We start from the raw sequence: 21769 nt of genomic DNA, 5'->3' as shown, positions 1-21769 counted from the left end.
CTTAGGTCGCGCGCTAAAACAGAGGTTGAAATGGCTTGTCCAATAAGCCGGCTTGGTGGGAAAGGGCTGCGTTGATCACTTCGATCGCCATCCGCGATTCCAGGGTCACACCGGCACGAACGCCAACGCAGGGGTCGTGGCGACCTTTTTCCAATTGGAAATCGATCTCGTCCAAGTTCTTTCGGACGCTCTTCTGTGCCGAATGAATCGTCGACGTTGGTTTGAATCCAACCCGCATCACCAAGGGCATCCCGCTGGTCATGCCACCCAGTAATCCGCCATGGGTGTTGCCTTGATACCCGTCATGACGGATCGGATCGTTGTTGCGGCTGCCGACGCGGGCGACGACGTCGATGCCGTCACCGACTTCGCATGACTGAACGGCATTCAACCCGCCTAGCGTTCCCATCAGCCTGACTTTCAGGCTGTCATACAGCGGATCGCCCAGCAAAGGCGGGACATTGATCCCGATGACTTCCACCATCGCACCCAGTGAATCGCCCGCTTTGCGTGTCTGTTTGATCAGTTCGGCGGCATTGGCGGCAAACTCGTGGTCAATGGACGGGATCTCCGGTGCATTGACTTGATCTTCGATGCCGGTGATGGCTTCCGAATCCAACCGGACTCCCGGCTGGGATATCACCATTTCGTTGACCACCGATGCCAGGCTTGTCTTCGCGGCGATGGGACCGACGCGGCAGATCGATGACAGAAAAACCGTGCCAAAGGTTTGCTGCAAAAACAGCCTGGCGATCGACCCGCCGATGACATCGCTGATGGTGCTGCGATAGCTGGAACGACCGCCGCCGCGAACGTCGACGCGTCCCCGCGACTTGTGATACTTCAGCAGATCGGTGTGTCCCGGTCGGACTTCGCCGGTCGGCCCGGTGAATTGGCCGTAGTCGCCCGACTTTTTGCTGGTCGACAGAACCATCGCGGCGATCGGTTCGCCGGTGGTGTATCCGGCTTCGTAGCCCTCGGTCGAAAACTCGGCACCGTCGGCTTCGACCTGGATCTTGGTTCCGGTCAGCAATTCGTCGTGATCGTCTTGATACAGCCCCGACAGAAAGACCACCTTGTCTTTCTCGTTACGCGGCGTGCCGTGCTTGTTGCCACCGGGACGGCGTCGGTCCAGAAAAGTCTGGACCTGCTGGCGACGGAAAAAGAAGCCGGGCGGACATCCGCCCACGATGGTGGTGACCGCCGGCCCGTGGGATTCACCCGCGCCGGCGACCGTAAACAGCGGCCCGCCTAGGATTTCCATCGTGACCTGTCTTTGCCTTGGATCGATTCAATTCAACACATTCGTGGCCACATGATCGGCCGCGACATCGCCCCGGGGCGGGGCGATGGAAGTGCCTAAAGCCTAAAAGACAGAATCCGAATTGGCCATCGGTCCGGCCCCCATGCATCGCGGGGCGGCGGCGCCGGTGCCAAGCGGGTGCCAACTAAGGCAGCGACTGAACGTGCTTCAGCAGGCGACCGACATAGCCGGAAACACGCTGCGGGGCATCTTTCGTTTTTTCCGGCAACGCTTCGACGCGTTCTCGTAAATCATCGGGAAGCTCGGACCAGTACTTGTCCAGAACGTTCAACGCCGCGACCGGCACCAATTGGCCATAGTTATCCACGTCGGCCAGATTCGCCAGCACGGCCGGAGCACGCTGCCGTAAAGGACCGTCCATTTGCATGGCGACTTCCGCCGCGGCCACACGGACGCTGGGGGAATCATCCAACATGGCGGCTTCCAGCATCTTGGCGATCGATGCGTCGTTCTTCCACGCATCGTCCGGTCGGCACAGGAAACTGCGCACCGCCCAGTAGCGGACGCCCGATTCACTGCTGCGAACCCACTGATTCAACTTGCCCAATGACGGCGGGTTTTCTCGATCGGTGCAGGCATAGGCGACCTGAACCAACTGTTCGATTTCATAGTCGGGGCTCAATCCGAACGTCCGCGGCGCCTGGTCGCCGCTGCGTCGATGGATTTCCGCTTCGGTCAGCAAACCCAAGTCACGGGTTTCGATGCTCCAGTCTTGCATCGCCTGACGCATCCGACGAAGCCGATCAGCATGCTCGGGGCGACCAGCCACGTTGACGGTTTCATCAGGGTCGCTTTCCAGATCGAACAATTCCTCCGACGGCTTGGGTTGCCAGAACTTGCTTTGGGCATCGTTCAGCTTGCCTTCGTCAAACATCCGTTTCCACACTTGCGTGGTCGGTGTTTGAAACATGAATTCGACGTGCTTCAAGTAGGGACGGTCCGGATAAAAGTGTTTCATGTACACAAAGCGACCATCGGTACAGCTTCGGACCTCGTCGATTCGTTCGTCCATCCGGCCGCGATAACCGAAGATGAACGGCTTGGCTTCGCCGGCGAACTGACCCGCAAAAGGAACGCCTTGCATGTTTTCCGGCGGTTGGATGCCCGCCATCGACAACGCGGTGGGGGCCAAATCAACAAAGGCAACCAATCGGTCCGACATACCGCCGGGAAGATAGTTCTCCGGTGCAACGGGACGAAACTTTTCAGGGACATGAACCAACAGGGGGACGTGCAGCCCCGAATCAAACGGCCAACGTTTGCTACGTGGCATGCCGCTGCCATGATCCCCGTAGTAAAAGACGATGGTGGAATCGTCCAAGCCGTCGGCCTTCAAGTCATCCAAAACCTTGCCGACCATCGCATCCATTTCGGTCAACCGGTCGTAATACTGCGCCCAATCACGCCGGACCTCCGGTGTGTCGGGATGGTAGGCGGGCAATTTGGCTTTGGCCGGGTCATGCACCAAGGTGTGAGGCTTGTTACGGATCTTGCTTTCGTGGCTGACCGTGAAGTTGAAAACGGCAAAGAAAGGCTGGTTTTCGGCGCGACCACGCCAGTGCGCTTGGCGACTGCTGTCGTGCCAGCCGGGTTCGGGATTCGCAAAGTTATAGTCGGTCTTGTTGTTGTTGCTGGTGTAATAACCGGCGTCGCGAAAGACCAGCGGATACAGACGCATGGCATCGGGCAACCCGACGGCGCTTCGCATGTGATGCGCGCCCAGGCTGGTGGCATACATGCCAGACACGATCGTCGTTCGCGCCGGCGCGCAAACCGGGGCGTTGGACCAGCATCGCTTGTATCGAAGCGATCGCGATGCCAACGCGTCGATACGCGGCGTGTCGGCGTAAGCGTCGTTGTAGCAACCCAGTTCGGGCCCATTATCCTCGCTTGTGATCCACAAAATATTCGGGCGGTCGTCGGCCCGCGCCGTGTGGATGGTTCCCAAGATGAACGAAGCCGCAGCGATGGCGATCATCGTTCGGGTAACGATACGGGTGTAGCGTCTACACATTCCATTTCCCCCACGTTTCTTTGGAAAGCCGACAACATTGGGAAGACCCACGTGTCGGGACAGACTGTTAATGCAATCGTTTGACTCACCCGATCTTTCGGCCGAGGGATTTTGTCAAGCGTTGGTCGTTGGCGCCGTTGGCGACAACATTGAAAACGACGACAGTCTACCAAAGGGTGGGGGGGCAAGGGCTCGCTAGTGGCCGGAGTAAGGCGAGCGGGGAGAAACGGTCGGGCCCCAGACGCAGGCCTACCAGTTGAACGGCCAGAACCAATACTTCTTCAAACGCCTTTCGCATTGGTGACAGCCATAAACCGCCTTCACCAACATCAGCTTTTCGTACCACCGCCTTCGTTCACGATAAGCCGTTGTGCCGCAACGTTGACAATGCCCTAAATCGGTCACGAGTGTGGTCGTCATTGGTTGCTCCAAAGACGGGAAAGTCGACCCCCCGGTATACACAGAACACCCGCGTGCGGTCACGCCGGTTGCACGCCTTTGTTGTAGCGATCAAACGGCAAGACGCACTATCAAAAACAAGATGAATTTTTGATAACCGCGACGCGGACGTCACAAACGTTCGTTCCGGTCGGTCCAGTGATCAAAAGTCCGCCGCAGTGTAGGAAAAAGGTATACGCGTCGTTCCGTTGAAGGTGGTCTTGGACATTCAATCCCGCTTCGCGAGCGCGTCGATGCACCTGAGCATCGATCAATGCACCCGCCGCATCGGTGGGTCCATCTTCACCATCCGTGCCGCCGGACAAGATGCAAACTTGTTCCCACTGTTGCGGGGTAAGGTCGTGCTTTAACAATTCCTCGTACGCGGCCAGGACCAGTTGTTGATTCCTACCGCCTTTACCGCGTCGTTCGGGTGGGGCAAGTCGAACGGTCGGTTCACCACCACTGATCAGACAGTTCACCGGGTGGGCGGAATCACCACGTCGCAGCATGTCGGTGGTCATGCGGGCCAAGTGTCGCCCAACGTCTTCGGCGAGACCTTCGGATTCGCGAGCCGATTGCATGACGTGGTTGTAGCCAAGTGATTCTGCGCGAATGCCGGCTTCGTCGATGGCCAAAGGATTATTCCCCAAGACAACGATGTCGTGCGGCATGTTGCCCGTGGTGTCCGACTTGCGGGGATGTTGCAAACAACGATAGACCGATGGTGGCAGCGTTTGTTGCGGATCGTATTTTCGCAGCACTTCGATTGCGTCAGCGCCGCTGGACGGGTCCATCACGGTCGGCCCTGATGCAATCAGATCCAGCGGATCTCCCAAGACGTCCGACAAAACCAATGTCACCAGTCGCCCCGCCCGGCAGGCCGACAACAGCCCGCCGCCTTTGATCCGGCTGAGGTGTTTGCGAACGGTGTTCAGTTCTTTGATGTCGGCGCCTGCACCGCTGAGCCATCGGGTCACGGCAACCTTGTCGTCCAGAGTGATGCCGGCCGATGGTGCGGGCAACAGGGCACTGCCGCCGCCGGAAATCAACGCGATGCACAGGTCGCGTGGACCGGCCTGTGCAACGATCTCCAAAATGCGATTGGCCCCGATTACGGCGTCTTCGGTCGGTTCGTTCACGCCGGCCGGTCGACCGACGTGGACCGTGATTCCCGGCAGATCGCTTTGCGTGCCGTCGGGAACATTGATCCAGCCGCTGACCGGGACGACGTCTTGGACGGCATCCAACAAACCTGTCGCCATCGCGGTTGCCGCCTTCCCGGCACCGACCACAATCAACCGGTCAAACTGTGTTCGTTCGATCCGGACGTCTTCGATGCACAACGCATCGCCGTCGAAACGAATACTGCGCGTGACCAGCGGTCGGGCTCGCACGGCGTCCAGGCCGGCATGCCAGATACTTGTCGCGTCTTGACGAGGTGTCGTGGGGTGGGCGGCATCGTTCATGTCAATCGAAATCCGGTGACGTGCGAAGCGGCTGATTGGATGAAGATTTGCCGTTCGCTCTCGGCCATCGATTGTTCGATCGCAATCCTCGACCTGGGCGGCCGGAGAACCAGCGGCAGTAATCTGCTACAACCGTCCAGCATGAGCACTGAAGAAGGATCCACCAAGACGCCTCCGACCCGCGACGATGTCGCGACGGAGTATTTTGATCTGCTGAAATACGACCCCTATCCGGTCCAGGAAGAGGCATTGCTGGCGTATTTTGCCGAGCCGGCCGAAGATGCATCGGACGTCGGCGAAGGGGTGTTGGTTTGCGCGCCCACGGGCACCGGCAAAACGTTGATCGCCGAAGCCGCCGTCTATGAAGCGTTGCGGACCGGCAAACGGATGTACTACACGACACCGTTGATCGCGTTGACCGATCAAAAACTGGACGAATTGCGTTTGTCGGCCGTTCGTTGGGGATTCGACGCGGATCAAGTCGGGCTGGTCACGGGAAACCGCACGGTCAACCCACAGGCGCCGGTCTTGGTCGTCGTCGCCGAAATCCTTTTAAACCGCCTACTGAATCCAGAGGCCTTCGATTTTGCGGAGGTTTCATCCGTCGTCATGGACGAATTTCATTCGTTCAACGATCCCGAACGTGGCATCGTTTGGGAATTGACATTGGGATTGCTGCCACCCCATGTTCGCTTGCTGTTGTTGTCGGCAACGGTTGGCAATTCGATGGAGTTCACGTCTTGGCTTTGGCGATCGCACCGGCGAAGAGTGAAGCTGGTGCAGGGGACCGAACGAAAGGTCCCGCTGCAGTATGAGTGGGTCGAAGACGAGATCTTACAAGGTTTTGCCGAAAAGATTTCCGCGGGAGACGATGAGGTTCGGCGAACGCCTGCGTTGCTGTTCTGTTTCAGTCGGTCCCAATGTTGGACGACCGCCGAAATGTTGAAAGGCAAAAAGCTGATCGACAAAGAACGTCAATCAGCTTTGGCTGATTATCTGGATGACATCGACATGGCCCAGGGCGCCGGACCCAAATTAAAAGCGATTCTGCAGCGAGGCGTTGGCGTGCACCATGCCGGAATCTTGCCACGCTATCGGCGTATCGTCGAAGATTTGTTCCAACGCAAGTTGCTTTCGTTTTGTGTGTGCACCGAAACCCTGGCCGCGGGCATCAATCTGCCGGCCCGCAGCGTGGTTTTGCCCAGTCTGCTTAAGGGACCCCGGGACAAAAAGAAACTGGTCGATATCGCATCCGCGCAGCAAATCTTTGGACGCGCCGGACGCCCACAATTCGACGATCGCGGTTACGTGTATTCGCTGGCGCACGAAGACGATGTGAAGATCAATCGCTGGCGGGAAAAGTACGATGCGATTCCCGAAGACACCAAAGATCCGGGCTTGCTGAAAGCGAAAAAGCAACTGAAGAAAAAGATGCCTAAACGTCGGTCCGGCGAATCGTACTGGACCGAATCGCAGTTTTTGCAGCTTCAAGAGGCGTCCGCCGCTAATCTGGCCAGCCGTGGGCGTTTGCCGTGGCGATTATTGGCGTACTTGCTGCAGCGAGATCCGGACGTCCAGCCCATACGTGATCTGGTGGCCAGTCGTTTGCTGTCGCCCAAAGGTGTTGAAAACGCCCAGAAAGATCTGAACCGCATGTTGATCACGCTGTGGTCGGCCGGCTACATCGAATTGGATCCCAAACCACGGCCTAAATCGGCCACTCCCAAATCCAAAGCGTCGGATTCCGAACAGGAACAACCCACGGCCGGCTTGTTTGGCCATCTGTTGGATGAAATGAAGGCCCAGGGGCATGACGTGTCGTCGGAACAGGCCGATGATGAATCCGAAAACGTCGACCAAAGCCGTGGTTACGAAGTTGAAGATTATCGGCCCGATACCGCGACGCCGACCGAACGTCTGCAACGCTTGGTGTATCTGCGAAGCATCAATCCGTTGTACGGCGTCTATCTGGCCGATCAGCTGGCGATTGCTGACCCCAACGAACGCATCGCGACGCTGGAAAGCGTTTTGGAAGTGCCCGGTACCGTGGCAAGATTGGCTCGAGTGCCGCAAGCCGATGAAATGCCGCCGGGCCCCTTGGCGACCACGCGATTGGATTCCCAGTTATTGCAGTTGGGCTTAGCGACGCCGGAAGAATTGGGTGCCCGCGCCGACGAAGACGATGACGAACCGGTCGCCAACCGTGGGTTTGGTCGCGTCATGTTTGATGAACCTCGCGTGTGGCCACTGACGATCGGCGAAAAGCTGCTACGGATGTTTCGACACGAGTTTCCACGTGTGGATGACGTTCGTGTCCGGCCTGTTTGGATCGTCGGCGAACTGTTGGAATTCGGCGGCGATTTCAACAAATACGTGACCTCGCGCAAGTTACAGAAAGAAGAAGGCATTCTGTTTCGACATTGCCTGCGAATGATCTTGTTGCTTGATGAAATGGCAAACGTCCCGCCGTTGGAATCGACGATCGAAACTTGGGAAGACCCGTTGGACGAATTGGCCGAACGTTTGACCGAAACTTGCAAGCAGATTGATCCGCAAAGCACTGACGAGATCCTCAGCCCCAACCATCAGCGAAACGATGACCTGTTGGCTCCGGGGCGACGCAAGTGACCCGTTCGGTGCGATGGGAAGCCCTCTGCTATCACCTTTTTTCAAGTCTTGTCCCCTGTTCCCGTTGAAACTACTTTTCCGAGATTGACGATGAATGCAAAAGACGCGATTCGATATTCGATGCAACTGAGCGACCAAGTCTTCAAGTCGTACCTATCTGATTTTGACGATGGCGAAATCATGAATCGTCCGGGCGAAGGTTGTAATCACATCGCCTGGCAGTTGGGACATTTGATTTCATCGGAAGTCCATCTGCTGCAGCAAGCTTGTCCAGGGCAGGGCATTGAACTACCCGACGGCTTTGCCGAAGCCCACAGCAAAGAACAGGTGGGTTGTGACGACCAAACCAAGTTTCATTCGCTGGGTGAATACCTGGAGCTTTATGACCAAGCCCGCGCCGCTTCGGCCAAAGCACTTGATGCGATGTCGGACGATCAACTCAGCGCCGCGGGCCCCGAAGCGATGCGGGAATTTTGCCCGACCGTCGGGAGCCTTTTTACCTTGATTGCCACGCACCCCATGATGCATGCGGGACAGATCGTGCCGATTCGTCGACGACTGAACAAGCCGATTCTGTTTTAAGTCACCCCGACGTGACGATCGGTTTACGGTGCCTTGGGGGCATCAACCGATGATTTCCCGACGGTGATTGACATAGTCCCAGACGACAAAGCGGTCCAAATTGTTACCGCTGGTGAAAAAGACGCGTCCGCCGGTGCTTTCGGCCATCCGACGCGCAAAGCGGATGTCTTCTTCGCTCTGTGACCAACTGGGGACCAAGAAGATGTTGATGGTGATCCCTTCTTTGTTGCACAGCATGGCTTCTCGCATGGTGGCCGCTTCGGTCCGCGGGTCTGGCGGATACAGCATGTACAACCATTCGTCCTCCAGGTGCGCGGTGGGCAATCCGTCGGTGATCAGCACGATTTGACGATTGGGAGTGTCACAGTTTGCCAAGTTCTTCCTGGAAAGCTGTAACGCGTGTTGAATGTTGGTGAAGTGGGGGTGAATTTGATGTTCGCTGATCTGATCATCGGACATGTCACATTTCAGTTGCACCCAAGGGTCGTGGATGGTGACCGGTTTGGGCATCAGTTCGATGATTTCGCCGGGAGCCCTTAATTTGGCGAACGTATACATCTCAATGAAGCGAAGAAAGTCACCGGGGTATTCACTGGTGATCAATCCCTGCAGGGCCAGGGCCATCCGTTTGACGTTGATGTACTGGCCGTCGTAGCGCATCGACCCTGACATGTCCATGATGACACTGGTCGCGCACTTCGGATGATTGCGTGTTTTATGAACGACGATGTCATCGCTGTGCAATCGAAGCGGTCGTTGGTCGCCATGTCGCAACAAGGCATTGGTAACGGTTTGCGGCAGGTCGATGTTGGCGACGCTGTCACCGAATTCATAGGGCTTGGTCTGCTGCAGTTCCACCGCACCTTCCCCAATCACATCACCGTGGTGGCGACCACTTCGTGATGGTTGCAATTCGCTGAAAATACGCTGCAGCAATTTACCTTGAAAGATTTTGTAAGCTTGGGGTGTCAAGCGGAATCCGCCACCAGGCTTGTCCTGTTCCAGACCCTGGCGTTGGGCGTGTTCCCGCACCAAGTTTTCGACTTGCTGTCGCATTTCCTCCAAGGATTGCATGTCGCCGGGTTCGGCAAACTCGCTTAACAGATCCATGTCGATAATGCCGATCTGCGCCGTTTCCGCAGCCTGTTCCAATTGCTGCAACAGTTCATCGATCTTTTCCAGTTCCTCCTTGATTTCTAGCGATTTGGGGACGGACATGGACTGCTGGCCGGTGAAGTCGTACTTGCTGGCCAGTTCTTGAACCTGGTGTTTGTCCGACATCCGTTCGGTCACGTTCAGCAAACCTCGGGCGGTGTCGCCACCGTCGTCACCGGCTTGAAACCAGAGTCGTTCCAAAAGATACGGCTGTTCCCGATGAATGGCTTGGCGGAACAAGCTTTCCATTTTCTTTGGGACTTTGACGCGTTTGGCCGCGTTCTGAAATGCCTTGCGAGCCTTCTTTTGAACGGAGTACGTCTCGTAGGTCTCCAATATCTTCCGTTTGCGCTCCTCCAGCATCGCCCGCAACATGTCCAGGCTGGGACCAAGGCCCGCGATCTGGCTGGGATCCAAGCGAACAGCGTTGGCCAATTCCTCTTCAGTCAGTTCACGATAATTCCCATACATCATCGCCTGTTCAAACGCCGACGACACCAAGTCGGGCGGCGGTGCCGAAGGCGGTGGGAACTGGACGGGATCGTATTTTTGGTAGGCGTGAATGACGCCGCCGACTCGTCGCATGGCGATGATTTCGTTACGGGATAAATGCTGGAATCGTCAGAGACAGGGACGCGAAGGTCATGCCGCCTAGAATTCGTATTCGATTTTGCCGAACTGCGTGGAACGGCTGATTTTGTCCATGGCGTACAGGCCTGCTAGCACGAATTCCACGCACGATGCACGGACCGCTTGGTCTTCGCTGGCATTGACTTCGAAAGCCTTTTCCCATGCCGGTGGTACGCTTTGCAGTCGTTGGGCGTATTGGCTGCTGGGCAGTTGGTCGCCGACTTCGACACGGACACCGCCGCGGAAAATCTCAGCGATCTCTGCCAACCCGTGTTCTTCGACATATTCACCGAAAACGGTTTCAATCGCCTGGGCAACGATCGAATCGATGATGTGCTTCTCGCTCATTTGATGCGAACCCATCAGGTCCAATTCCAATTTGCCCAGTGCACTGGAATAAAGGTGCCCCAGATCGCTGATTCGCGGCACGGCGGGTTTTTCCCCGTGCAGGATGCCACGCTGTCGGGCCGAGGCAACCATGTTGCGAAAGTTCGCCAAGGAAAAACGAGCTGATACACCGGAGGCTTGGTCGATGTACTTGCTGTGTCGTGCCTGCGCCGTGATTTCTTCGACGATCTGATACATAAAGAACGGCACCTGGACCGGGTAATCACCATCCAGGTCATCGGCCAGTTCTTGACGCAGGATCTCAATCCCCTCCACACGATCGTGTGGGTAGTGAGTCTGGATGATGGATCCGATTCGGTCCTTCAGCTGCGGTATCACCTTTCCGCTGCGGTTGTAGGTCGCGGGGTTTGCCGAAAACAGAATGGCGATGTCCAAGTCGAATCGAATCGGAAACCCGCGGATTTGAACGTCGCGTTCTTCCAGAATGTTGAACAAGCCGACTTGGACCAAGTCGTCCAACTCGGGAAGTTCGTTCATGGCAAAGATGCCACGATGCATGCGAGGGATCAGCCCAAAGGAGAGCGCTTCTTCGGCACCCATGCTGACGCCACCGGTCAACTTGGCCGGGTCAATTTCACCAATGATGTCGGCAAACTTGGTTCCGGGGCTCAAACGTTCGCTGTAGCGTTCGTTTCGGTGCCACCACGCGATCGGGATGTCTTCGGGATCGTGTCGTGCAATCAGGTCCTTGCCCAGCGAGGTGATCGGGCAATGGGGATCTTCGTGAACCGGCAACTCGGGGTGATCGATGTAGGGCACCCATGGATCCAAAAATCGCGGCAACAACCGCATGATCTTTGACTTTGCTTGGCCTTTTTCCCCCAGAAAAAGCATGTCGTGCCCGGCCAGAATCGCCAGATTGATCTCGGGGATCACGGAATCTTCATAGCCAACGATGCCCGGAAACAGTTCTTGACCGTCGGCCAGCATCCGAGTCAGGTTGTCACGCATTTCGCGTTTAACCGTCTTGGATTGCCAACCGGTTTCGCTGAGCTGACGAAGGTTTGATGATTTCGGTGGAGCCAAAACGGCATTCATGGACATCTCAAGTCGAACGGGCGATGGAACAGAAAGGGCTGCGGCGACGGCCAGCGAACGGAACGCGAAATTGTATCGGCTGGTGCAGTGGCACAAAGAAAAGACGTTCGCCAAGTGCGGTCCGCAACGACGTTTCACCGCTGACGGCGTTGGTCAAACAGCCGATCGGATTCCAGCCGGACACCTGGTCAATCACGGTCGGTCAATGACGGTCGGCGCGACAGCCGACCCAAAACCAACATTTGCATCGCCCCCGCAACACGGCGGTCCGGCGGTCGGCCGACGAATCGTGCGTCACATTGGGGGTGGTCTGATGCCTTGGGGCAAAGTTTTCCGTGGCATGATTGCGACCAATAGCCAAATGCCGCGATCCAGAGGCCGCCGGATAGAGATGGCGCATTGGGACGACGATCCGACGGATCCGCGTCCGACGTCAGTTCGCCGATTGTACCGCGGGCATGGAATCAAGAATCTTGTCCAAATCCAGCCGTTGCAAATTCGTGGCGACTGCGGCCGCCCGTTGCAACTGGTCGCGGACGTACAGGTGAATCGATTCGCGTTCCCGACCCGATTCGTCGTCCGCGGTACGCAGCCACAGCTGTGCAACGCGAATCAGTTCGCGCACGTCGTGGGGGTCGCGCCGCAACTGTTGCTGGGCACTGCGTGCGAATCGTCCGCTGGCGGTCGGCGGCACCATCGCTAATCCGCTGTCCCAATCACGCAAGATCAAACAGCGGTAACGGGCGGTCAACAGTTGAGTCTCCGGGGACTGTTCGAACAGTTGTTGGAATCCGCCCACGCGTTCGGCGACGACTTTGGCTTGGTCGACATCCTGCCGCATTTGATCCCACTGCTGCCGCTGTTGATGCGACAAGTTCATCGTGTCGACGGAATCGATCATTACATCGCAAGCATCGAATGCTTCGTGGCGAAGGCTGGTCTCGCATGCGTCCAAGCCGATTTGTGACCACAGGATCATTTGATCGGTGCTGGTGGTCTGCTCGGCTGCCCACGCGAAAGCGGTTGCACACCGCTGGTCCGGTGCGTCAATGAAAGACCGTGTCGATCCGGCGATTGTTCGAAAGACGGATGCAAGGTCCGCGGTCAAATCGTTCCAGCGAATCTTCAGAAGGCTTTGTTGCCGTGCATCAAGCTCGCTTTGCCGAGGGTCCGATTCACCGTCAAATGGCGACGGCGTGTCGGCATCCGGTCCAGACGATTTGGCCGAGTCGTTGCCCGTTTTGCTGCGGAGCGAATCAAAGGACTTGGCATCGATTTCCGGGGCTCCGGGCGTCATGCCGGTGGATGATGCATCCGTTGCAATGATGCCGGATACCGATGGATCTGGTTGCGTCTTCAGCGAAGTCGAATCGGGTGTCGGCAAAGTCACCCGGTCCGTCGCATTTGGTGTTGGCGGGATCACTTTACCGTTGGTGCCAAGGGGCATGACCGCGGCGGGCAAGGACGCATTGGCTGGCAACGCATCGTTGGTCAAGGCTTCCGCTGGGCGATCGGACGAACGGATCGATCTCAGTACCGGCAAAATGCAAGCCAACGCGATCACGCAACCCGCGGTGAACCAAGCCCACTGACCGATCCATTGGGCAGGTCGATTGCCGCCGCGCGGCCGACGTGACCGAGTTGGGGGCGTCACAATCACGACGGGATCGTTGCAAAACCGCTGGTCGGTTTGACCTTGATGCCCACCGGGGCGATCCGCATCGGCGGACAGCCATGGCGTGGTGCGGTCATCGGGCAGAATCAGCGGCTGGAACTGTGATTCGGCAATTTCGGAATCCGCCAACTCGCAGGGCAGGATTCTCGCCACGTGGGCACGCTGCACAAAATCGACACGGCGTCGTGGATCCAACAGCCGATAGGTGGACGTCGCAAGTCCGGAAAGGTGATTCGATGTTTCTTTTAAGTCAAAATGCTCCGATGCCGCCTGGCTGAAAATGGCTTCCGCGATTTTGGAAGCGCGATGTGCGGCGGCTTCGCGGATGACCGCTTGTCGACATTCGTCACGTCGGACTCCCAAACGACGGAAGTCGTTTCGCAGGTCGTCGTTGTGTTGAATGTCTTGGACCATCCAAGGGGCTCAAAATACCTGGTAAAAAATCATCCCTGGCAAATCTGGAAAGCGTGTTCCAGCGACGCCATGGGGGTTTCGGCGGTGGGGATGAATTCTTGGGCCAAGAATCCGTCAAATCCGGTCCGCCGTATCTCTGTTATCACTGCGGGATAGTTGATTTCTTGAGTCTCGTCCAGTTCGCCGCGTCCTGGATTTCCTGCCGTGTGATAATGCCCCACAAAGTCGTGATAAAGGCGAATGTGACGGATCAGGTCTCCGTGCATGACCTGCACATGATAGATGTCGAAAAGTAGTCGAAAGTTCCGGGAATCCATCGACCTGACCATGTCGACGCAGCGGTGAACGTCGTCGCCAAAGTATCCCGGGTGGCCCTTCATGGGATGGCTGTCGTCGACGCTGTTCAGGTGTTCCAAGACCAGCGTGATCCCCTTGCTTTCTGCGTAAGGGAGCACCCTTTTCCAACACCGCAAGCAGTTGGCGGTAGCGGCTTCATCCTGAATGCCCTTTTCCCGCATTCCGGTGAACGTGATGACATTGGGGGCCCCGTTTTCGACCGCCACGTCGATGGCTTCCACCAATTGGGCCTCGACCATGGCGTGATTTTCGGGGTTCACCGGCCCCTGGCGAAATCCGTGGCTGCTGACCAGGCTGATCTCGAGGCCCATTTCTCGGACTTTCGGATAAGCCGACCGGTCGATGCCTTCGAGCGCAGAGTAGCCGATGCGTTTGGCATGTTGCGCCAGAGTCAACTCGTCCATGGGTTTGAAGCACCAGCCCATGATGGATTGTCGGAACGTCGTGTCGGTCATTTTGGGGGTCTCCGAAATGGAAGTTGGAGACAACAGTATGACCAAGTTGTCGCCGAGATTTCGGCACGCGACTCCCGCGATCCGCCGATGATCACCGGCCACGAACGGGTTGATCGTGTCGTGGGCGATTCGCCCAAGAAGGTCGCATCCCTCTGACGCCGATGATCGACCGACTTGAGGGTTGCTAGGCGAAAGAGAAACACTCAATACGCCCTGACGAAATCGGCAAATCCGACGGCGTCAGGGAATTTGAATGAACATCCAAAATGGACGACGTCGATCCGCACGACTACGGACATCATCCAGCATGGATTGCACACCACCGTCATAATCGAACGACGCACGGCTGTTGGTGCCATAGCGGACGATGATCGGTTCGGCCAAGTCGATTCCCATGTCCGGGGTCAAACCGATCCGAAACTCTTTGGCTGGTCCTTTGACGCGGATCTGATTCCCTTCATTAACCTTGGAATCAATGGAACCGGCGCGACGAACGTTTTCCCACAGCACCGGATCAACCAGAACCGCATCGTTCATTTGGTTCAATTCCAGCCACCAAAAATAGTTGTCGGTCGGTCGCATGGTGGCCAGTTCCAGATCACGCGGAATGGCGGGGCGGCGATGCGAAGACAACTGCATCCATTGAAACAAGTCGGGCGATTCTTCGAAGAAATGTTCGTTGCCGCGGCCACGGTATTCAACCACGACTGAATCGTCATTGGGTTTCAAGTAGTCGTCATAAATGGCACCGTTGCGTGCCAAGGGAGGCGGGCTGCCGTCGATTTCCCCGATCACAAAGTACTTGGGGATGTAACGCGAATTCTTGTCATAGTGCAGAATCGTCTTGTCTGGTTCACCGCTGATGGCGATCAGCCCGGCCCAGTGATCCGGATGCGACACCGCGATGTCCCACGCGGCGGTGCCGCCGTGGCCGTGGCCGGCAATGAAGACGCGATCCGAATCGATCGACACGCGACGCATCGCGTGACGTAACGCCGACAGGACGCGATGGTGTTCGGTCGCGGTGTATTCATAACTGCGCTGACCTGGTCGATTCCATCGCGGCGCGACCACAACAAATCCGTGACGGGACCCCAAGCCGACACGCTGTTGCAGGCCTTCGTTGTACTGGCCTGCCCACCAAATGATCTGTTGTCTCGGGCTTCCACCGGCCGGATGCAATGCAACGATGCAAGGATAAGAACGTCGGGGATCGTATTCCGGCGGCAATTGGACTTCGTACTGAAAATCGGTGGTCACCGGATCTGAATCGATCTCCGGTGCATCCGTTTGTGCCTGTGGTGGCCACGCGATCAAACCGACACGATCTTCGACAAATGCTCGATCCGGATACGTCAGTGCCGGTGGAATCAGCGGAAGCATCCGAGCGATGTATTCAGGTTGGCCACCTTCCAGGCGATTGATGCGATCCAGGATTTCCGTGCGTCGCCGGGCGGTCGTTTCCCCCAAGTACTCTACGACCAAGTCACGGACTTCGATCAGTGAAGTGGCGACCTTCAGGTTCTGTTCACCCGAACCACCGCCCATGATCCAGCCGCTGACCGCAAGCGCGACTCGGCTTTCGAGCGGCAAATTGTCCAGTTCACCCAGGCGGAGATAGTCGCTGAGTCGATCCAGCGTTGCCGGGTTAAAGTCCCGGGCCAATTCATCCAGCCATGTCTGAAGCGCGTCGGCGGAATGCTGTGGCAATTGGGCGACTTGCTCGGTCAAACGCTCGCGGACTTCATCGACACGCTGCTGCTGCGACGTCATGGCCGCCTTTGCATCGGACACCTGCAGCCGACGTTCACGGCTTAGTTCGCCGACGGGAATTCGGTTCAAAATGTCGGAAGCCAGCTGGGGTTGTCCGGCATCCAATCGCGTTTGTGCTTCCTGCAAATACTGCATCGCGATTTGTTCGGACATTTCGGTGATGCTGGCATCAAGATCCAAGCCGTCATTGGCGTCGGGAAAGTCCTTCTTGATCCTCTGAAGTTCTTCTTTCGCGTCGGCGTAGCGTTCGGTGGAGATGAAAAAGCGAACCGCCTTCAATCGTTCTTCACGACTTTGTTGGTCAAAGATGGAACCGAACAAGCTTCGCAGTGAATCGCTGCTGATGGTCGACGTCGCCACTCGCATGTCCCACTTGTAGGACGGTCGACCGGTCAATGCTTCCAAGCTGGCGTAACGCGGCGTCAATTCGGTGATGCCTTGCAGCACGGCTTCGGTATCGCCCTTGGGACCGCGGATAAAAATCTCACGGCGTCCATGGGCGTTCAGCGGGCTGACGCCATAGATGCGACCCAAACCACCGACGGGAGTCCCGCTGCCGTGTTTGGGCTGCCAGATCTCGATGGCTTGACCACGTGGATCGATCTGATTGACGCGAACGACCATGCCGCGTCGATGCACGTAAGTTCGTTTCAGTCCGTCGTCGATCATCGCGATGGTCAGCGCACCGCCGCCGGTGGTCCCGCCGCCGGAAAACGCGTTTTTGTCGATCGTGGGGATTTCGATATAGTTGCCACGCAGTTCCATGCCGTTGCGCAGCAGGACCAACTGTTCCGCAGCCACGAATGTGGGGCGAAGCAGGGTGGCACCGCAAAGGATGACAGACCAAACGAAGAACCAGATCCGATTCATTAACTGGTTTCTCCGGCCCGATCTGAAGTCAACAATGCCATGGCTTTCAGAAGGGACCGACCGACCGGTGCAACACTGCTGCGAACCGAACGGACGACCGGCATGGTTTGACCGACCCACATGTCCGGTCGCCATTGTTGCCACGCCGATGCCGACGGGCTCGGCGTCGGACTTCCGGCCAGCCATTGATCCGAAAGCACTGATTGTGGCAGTCCGGGATCCGTGTTGGTGATGCGGTCGATTGGCGATGTCGGATCGGACGTCTCGACTAGCGCGGGTTCTTTGGGCAGAATCGCTTTGGCGTAACGATTGGCCTGCGTTTCGGACCGACCGGCGGTCTGCACCGATGGGCTGGCTGGATCTGGCCATGCGTAGATCATCAAACCTATTGCCACGCACGCCGCCGACGCCCAGGCTATCGAAAACGGTTTGGTGCTGTGATTTCTGGTGTTGTGGTGCTCGGTGGAAGGTGCTGCCGACGGATGGTTCGCGGTGGTGGCGGGTTCCATCTGTTGGATTGAACGGGCCACCGAGAGATTCACCGCGCATGTCGAGCAGTGTTTCGCATGCTCGATCAGTTGCGAATCCTGATGGACCGGTTGGCGGCGGTCCATTTGATCATCCAATCGCTGTTGGAATTGTTCGCATCGGATCATGGTTGGGTCTCCGAAACGAAAGACGGCGTCGGGGCAACCGCTGGCGTCACCGGTTCGTCGGGGCGAATCGCCGGCGTGACATCACGGTTCCGCAAGTGCTGCATCATGGCACGGCGTGCACGGTGAACCCAAGTCTTGGCGGTTCCGGTTGGGCAACGCAGTCGCCTGGCGATTTCGTCGTAACCGATGCCATGTTCATGAAACAATTCGAAGGCCTCACGCTGCTTGACGGGCAACTGCCGCAGCGCGAGGTGCAATTCTTCACGAAGCAGGACCGTGTCCGGTTGGCCCACCGGGCAATTGGCATCCGCCAACGCCGACATGGCCGGTTGACGCGATTGTTTGGACAGCCAAGTTCGACAACGGTTGGTCGCGATCGATAGAAGCCACGGACCAAAAGGCTTGTCGGGATCGAAACGATCGATGTACTTCGCCGCGCGTGCGAACGTTTCCTGTGTCACGTCTTCGGCATCTTGGCGATGTTGAAGCCAGCGAAAACAAGCTTGAAAGACGACCGATTGATGACGCACCAGCAATTGTGACAGCGCGGCCCGATCGGAACACGCGCGACGTGCCAGAGCCGCGTTGGTTTCGGCTGTCGACACGGAATCAGCGTCCGGTGAAGAAACGTTTCAACGCGTCGTCGGCAGCGTCGCGTGAGTTTTCCGTCAAGTTGCGTCGCACATTGTCGGGCAACTTGCCCGGCTTTTGTTTCGAAGGTCGCTTGGGCTTGTCCGATTCTTCGACGGACAATTCGCCGCTGTCACTGTCGCTGTTGGTGCCGTGTTCCGCGTCCACCGACTCCGATGCATCGATATGAAACTGTCGGGTTTCTGGATCCGCCAACTGACGCACGCGATCAATTTGGTCGGCTTCGTCCAGCCAACTGCTGACGTCGATATCTTCGAAGCGGCTTTCCTCGGCACCCGATTGAACCACGCGTTCGGCCGCATCACCCACGTTTTTGACTTCGGGCTTCTTGGCGGCATTCAGACCGTGTTCGATCAGAATTTCAAATTCCAGTTTGCCGATTCGCAAACGATCACCGGGCTTCAGAACCTTGGCCTTGTCCGGTGGCAAGCGTTTGTCGTTGACAAAGGTTCCATTGCGGCTTTTTAGGTCCTGCAGCAGGACGCGACCGTTTCGTAACACCAAGATGCAATGCTTGCGGCTGACCGATTCGCTCTTGGGGCGAAGTTGGCAAGATTCGCTGCGTCCGACCAAGAACTTCTCGGACGCGACCGCGATCTCTTTTCCTTCGTGACTTCCCGTGCAGACTTTCAGCTTGACCAGCATGCGACACCCTTTTTGTCAATTCATTGCCGTGTCGAGGCTCCGGAAACTATCGAGCCATAGGCTCGCTTGGAAGAATCGAAACCGCGACATGGTTTCAATTTACAGCCTTCGTCAAATCTCCAAACCGTCTTCCGCAGGTTGAAGGGGAACCTGTAAACCGATCCCCCAGTTTATACCGAAACTTGGTGGGAATGAATGCCGATAACACGCCGTTACAGCGATAATATCGCCCGTCGCGGGCTTCAAATTTTTACTCTCCGCCGTCTCTTTTGTTTGCATTTTTCGGACTTAGCGGCGGTGTGTCCAAGAAGATTCGTCGAATCTTTGGTCGCGGATGATTGCGGCTCGGTCAACTACCGACGCGGGGATTTCGGCTTCCTGGAACCGCCAATGCTGGTTTTCGGCCAGCGTTGCGCACCATCGATCGGCGATTTCTGTTGCCGTCAGCCGGGTCCCCGACAGCTCGGCAATTCCCGGTAATTCAGGGGCGTGTGGGCTGACAGACAGCACCAGACTGCCGTGTTGCAGCACCGCGTCACCGCTGCGACGTTGGGCGCTACCCAGCACTTTGTAGCCGGCCACCAGCAGATCTTCGTCGGTGCGTCGCTGGAAACAAAGGAAAGGTGACGGTGTTGACCCGTCCGCCGGCAACGGCACCACGGATGGCCTGGATACGCTTGCCCAACGGACCGCGGAGATTCCATACCCGCGAAGCATGTCGGTCACGCTGCCGTGCATGATTTCATACAGATCGGTTCGCGTGGCCGCTTGCCGACGGGGTTGCGGGACGACCAGGCTGTACGTCAATTCCCGATGGTGGACGATCGCGCCGCCGCCGCTGCTGCGACGTACCAAGTCGATGTTTCGACTGTGTGCGTGATCGTGGCGGTCGGCCGACGACTGAAAGTATCCCAGTGAAAGTGTCGGGCCCTTCCAGGTGTAGAAACGAAGACATCCGGGGGCACCCGATGCGACCGATTCCAACAGCGCCTGATCGATGGCCATGTTGGTCGGGCCGTCAAATTCGCTGGGTTGAAACAATCGCAGCGAGAAAGGTTTCGCGACCGTCATCGATCAATCGGTTTCGGATTTCGGCTGCCACCGCAGCACGGGACGCCGCGCCGCGGTCACGTCGTCCGGTCGGCTGATACGTGTCGTATGAGGCGCCTGGTGAACCAAGTCGCCGGCTTCTTCGGTGATTCGGAACAGTGCTTCGGCAAATGCGTCCAGCGTTTCTTTGCTTTCCGTCTCGGTCGGTTCGATCATCACGGCTTCATCGACGACCAGGGGGAAATAGACGGTGGGGGCATGAAATCCGTAGTCCAGGATTCGCTTGGCCAGGTCCATCGCTGATAAACCATGTTGTTTCTTCAGCTTGGTCGCCGATGCGACGAATTCGTGCATGCAGCGTTCGCCGTGCGGAACATCCATGATGTGCTTGACTTTGCTTAGCAAATAATTCGCACCCAGTAGTGCGTCTTCGCTGACGCGACGGAGTCCTTCGCCACCGTAGGTCCGGATGTAAAGGTACGCCCGCACCAAAACGCCGACATTGCCAAAGAAGCTGCGAACACGACCAATGCTGCTGTCCGGTCGTCGCAATCGGTACGTTCCCTGATCGTCTTTATCAACGATCGGTGATGGCAGGTACGGCGCCAGGAAATCACGAACACAAATCGGACCGGCACCTGGGCCACCACCACCGTGCGGTCCGGAGAACGTCTTGTGTGGATTGAAGTGCATCAGGTCGGCGCCGAAATCACCAGGCCGCGTGATGCCAAGGATCGCATTCATGTTGGCACCGTCCAAATAAATCAGGGCTCCCGCCTGGTGCACCAGGTCGGTGATTTCCTTGATCTGTGAATCGAACAAGCCCAAGGTGTTGGGGTTGGTCAACATGAAGACGGCCGTTTGGTCATCCAGCTTGGCGCGTAAATCGTCCATGTCGACCAAACCGTCGGCATTGCTTTTGACCGCCTTGGTCTTGAATCCGGCCATCTGGGCGCTGGCCGGGTTGGTGCCGTGCGCCGAATCGGCCGTCAAGACGATTTTGCGGTCTTCACCGGAGTCACGGAAATAGGCAGCCGCCACCAGCAACGCAGTCAGTTCACCGTGCGCACCGGCGGCAGGTTGCAGCGACACACCGGGCAGGCCGCTGATTTCCGCCAGCATGTTTTGCAGGTCATACAACAACGCCAGCAAACCTTGCGTGGTGCCTTCGGATTGCATCGGGTGCACATCAAGGATGCCGGGCAGCGATGCCAGGCGTTCGTTCCGCTTGGGGTTGTACTTCATCGTGCAGGAACCCAGCGGATAAAAATGGGTATCCACGCTCATGTTCAGCGTCGATAAACCGACGAAGTGACGGACGACATCGCCCTCAGCCAACTCCGGCAACGGTGGTGGTTGATCGGCCCGATGTTCATCAGGAATCAAGTGTTCGACGTCTGGCGAATCAATGTCCAGGTCGTCCAACCGATGGGCACGGCGTCCGGGACGGCTTAATTCAAACAGCAGATTGGTGGCTTGTTGGTTTCGCATGATGCGGACAAATGACTCGGAACCGGATGGCGAAGATGGAAGACGC

At 57.2% G+C, this 21769-nt stretch carries 16 protein-coding genes; 2 read left to right on the top strand and 14 right to left on the bottom strand.

Annotation, left to right across the window (positions count from 1 at the left end):
• Positions 1-13 precede the first annotated feature (13 nt).
• From Mal65_RS23890 to Mal65_RS23880, 4 genes are all read right to left on the bottom strand, one after another.
• A complete protein-coding gene (locus Mal65_RS23890) occupies positions 14-1264 on the bottom strand; it encodes a chorismate synthase (protein WP_145303593.1) in 1251 nt (416 codons plus the stop codon).
• 184 nt (positions 1265-1448) lie between these two features.
• The gene (locus tag Mal65_RS23885) at positions 1449-3302 is read right to left on the bottom strand and encodes a sulfatase-like hydrolase/transferase (RefSeq protein ID WP_145303590.1); all 1854 of its coding nucleotides are present in this window, start codon (positions 3300-3302) and stop codon (positions 1449-1451) included.
• A gap of 285 nt (positions 3303-3587) precedes the next feature.
• A complete protein-coding gene (locus Mal65_RS26720; protein ID WP_165701497.1) occupies positions 3588-3758 on the bottom strand; it encodes a hypothetical protein in 171 nt (56 codons plus the stop codon).
• Between the two features lie 110 nt (positions 3759-3868).
• On the bottom strand, positions 3869-5245 hold the full coding sequence (locus Mal65_RS23880) for a glycerate kinase type-2 family protein (protein WP_145303587.1): 1377 nt from the start codon (positions 5243-5245) through the stop codon (positions 3869-3871).
• A gap of 141 nt (positions 5246-5386) precedes the next feature.
• Between Mal65_RS23880 and Mal65_RS23875 the strand changes: the two genes are divergently transcribed.
• A complete protein-coding gene (locus tag Mal65_RS23875; protein ID WP_145303585.1) occupies positions 5387-7873 on the top strand; it encodes a DEAD/DEAH box helicase in 2487 nt (828 codons plus the stop codon).
• Between the two features lie 90 nt (positions 7874-7963).
• Complete coding sequence (locus Mal65_RS23870) at positions 7964-8455, top strand: DinB family protein (protein ID WP_145303582.1); 492 nt, start codon at positions 7964-7966, stop codon at positions 8453-8455.
• A gap of 42 nt (positions 8456-8497) precedes the next feature.
• Here the strand turns inward: Mal65_RS23870 and Mal65_RS23865 are convergent, their stop codons facing one another.
• From Mal65_RS23865 to gcvPB, 10 genes are all read right to left on the bottom strand, one after another.
• Positions 8498-10195: a vWA domain-containing protein gene (locus Mal65_RS23865; protein WP_145303579.1), complete on the bottom strand. Its 1698-nt coding sequence runs from the start codon at positions 10193-10195 to the stop codon at positions 8498-8500.
• Between the two features lie 66 nt (positions 10196-10261).
• Positions 10262-11686: a magnesium chelatase ATPase subunit I gene (locus Mal65_RS23860; protein ID WP_145305164.1), complete on the bottom strand. Its 1425-nt coding sequence runs from the start codon at positions 11684-11686 to the stop codon at positions 10262-10264.
• 433 nt (positions 11687-12119) lie between these two features.
• Entirely contained in the window at positions 12120-13775 is a 1656-nt protein-coding gene (locus tag Mal65_RS23855; RefSeq protein WP_145303576.1) for a hypothetical protein, read from the bottom strand.
• 29 nt (positions 13776-13804) lie between these two features.
• Entirely contained in the window at positions 13805-14587 is a 783-nt protein-coding gene (locus tag Mal65_RS23850; protein WP_196784411.1) for a TIM barrel protein, read from the bottom strand.
• A 240-nt stretch (positions 14588-14827) separates the two neighbouring features.
• Positions 14828-17230 carry a carboxylesterase family protein gene (locus Mal65_RS23845; RefSeq protein WP_145303573.1) on the bottom strand — a complete coding sequence of 801 codons (2403 nt, stop codon included), beginning with the start codon at positions 17228-17230 and terminating at the stop codon, positions 14828-14830.
• Positions 17230-17886, bottom strand: a complete 657-nt coding sequence (locus Mal65_RS26715) for a hypothetical protein (protein WP_165701496.1) — start codon at positions 17884-17886, stop codon at positions 17230-17232. The genes Mal65_RS23845 and Mal65_RS26715 overlap by 1 nt, the downstream gene beginning before the upstream one ends.
• Entirely contained in the window at positions 17883-18491 is a 609-nt protein-coding gene (locus Mal65_RS23835) for an RNA polymerase sigma factor (RefSeq protein ID WP_145303567.1), read from the bottom strand. The genes Mal65_RS26715 and Mal65_RS23835 overlap by 4 nt, the downstream gene beginning before the upstream one ends.
• 4 nt (positions 18492-18495) lie before the next feature.
• Positions 18496-19182, bottom strand: coding sequence for an FHA domain-containing protein (locus Mal65_RS23830; RefSeq protein ID WP_145303564.1), 687 nt, complete (start codon positions 19180-19182; stop codon positions 18496-18498).
• Between the two features lie 288 nt (positions 19183-19470).
• The gene (locus Mal65_RS23825) at positions 19471-20253 is read right to left on the bottom strand and encodes a lipoate--protein ligase family protein (RefSeq protein WP_145303562.1); all 783 of its coding nucleotides are present in this window, start codon (positions 20251-20253) and stop codon (positions 19471-19473) included.
• A gap of 3 nt (positions 20254-20256) precedes the next feature.
• Positions 20257-21723, bottom strand: coding sequence for an aminomethyl-transferring glycine dehydrogenase subunit GcvPB (gcvPB, locus tag Mal65_RS23820; RefSeq protein ID WP_145303559.1), 1467 nt, complete (start codon positions 21721-21723; stop codon positions 20257-20259).
• Positions 21724-21769: the final 46 nt, after the last annotated feature.

Origin of the sequence: Crateriforma conspicua (genome assembly GCF_007752935.1) — a bacterium.
In the GTDB taxonomy this organism is placed as follows: Bacteria; Planctomycetota; Planctomycetia; order Pirellulales; family Pirellulaceae; genus Crateriforma; species Crateriforma conspicua.
The sequence above is the reverse complement of the archived record's forward strand: the minus strand, read 5'-3'. Positions and strand labels throughout refer to the sequence as shown.

Excerpts from the sequence above, each read along its gene's own strand:
- Mal65_RS23890 (WP_145303593.1), bottom strand. The coding sequence starts at position 1,264 with ATGGAAATCCTAGGCGGGCCGCTGTTTACGGTCGCCGGCGCGGGTGAA.
- Mal65_RS23885 (WP_145303590.1), bottom strand. The coding sequence starts at position 3,302 with ATGATCGCCATCGCTGCGGCTTCGTTCATCTTGGGAACCATCCACACG.
- Mal65_RS26720 (WP_165701497.1), bottom strand. The coding sequence starts at position 3,758 with ATGACGACCACACTCGTGACCGATTTAGGGCATTGTCAACGTTGCGGC.
- Mal65_RS23880 (WP_145303587.1), bottom strand. The coding sequence starts at position 5,245 with ATGAACGATGCCGCCCACCCCACGACACCTCGTCAAGACGCGACAAGT.
- Mal65_RS23875 (WP_145303585.1), top strand. The coding sequence starts at position 5,387 with ATGAGCACTGAAGAAGGATCCACCAAGACGCCTCCGACCCGCGACGAT.
- Mal65_RS23870 (WP_145303582.1), top strand. The coding sequence starts at position 7,964 with ATGAATGCAAAAGACGCGATTCGATATTCGATGCAACTGAGCGACCAA.
- Mal65_RS23865 (WP_145303579.1), bottom strand. The coding sequence starts at position 10,195 with ATGCGACGAGTCGGCGGCGTCATTCACGCCTACCAAAAATACGATCCC.
- Mal65_RS23860 (WP_145305164.1), bottom strand. The coding sequence starts at position 11,686 with ATGAATGCCGTTTTGGCTCCACCGAAATCATCAAACCTTCGTCAGCTC.
- Mal65_RS23855 (WP_145303576.1), bottom strand. The coding sequence starts at position 13,775 with ATGGTCCAAGACATTCAACACAACGACGACCTGCGAAACGACTTCCGT.
- Mal65_RS23850 (WP_196784411.1), bottom strand. The coding sequence starts at position 14,587 with ATGACCGACACGACGTTCCGACAATCCATCATGGGCTGGTGCTTCAAA.
- Mal65_RS23845 (WP_145303573.1), bottom strand. The coding sequence starts at position 17,230 with ATGAATCGGATCTGGTTCTTCGTTTGGTCTGTCATCCTTTGCGGTGCC.
- Mal65_RS26715 (WP_165701496.1), bottom strand. The coding sequence starts at position 17,886 with ATGATCCGATGCGAACAATTCCAACAGCGATTGGATGATCAAATGGAC.
- Mal65_RS23830 (WP_145303564.1), bottom strand. The coding sequence starts at position 19,182 with ATGCTGGTCAAGCTGAAAGTCTGCACGGGAAGTCACGAAGGAAAAGAG.
- Mal65_RS23825 (WP_145303562.1), bottom strand. The coding sequence starts at position 20,253 with ATGACGGTCGCGAAACCTTTCTCGCTGCGATTGTTTCAACCCAGCGAA.
- gcvPB (WP_145303559.1), bottom strand. The coding sequence starts at position 21,723 with ATGCGAAACCAACAAGCCACCAATCTGCTGTTTGAATTAAGCCGTCCC.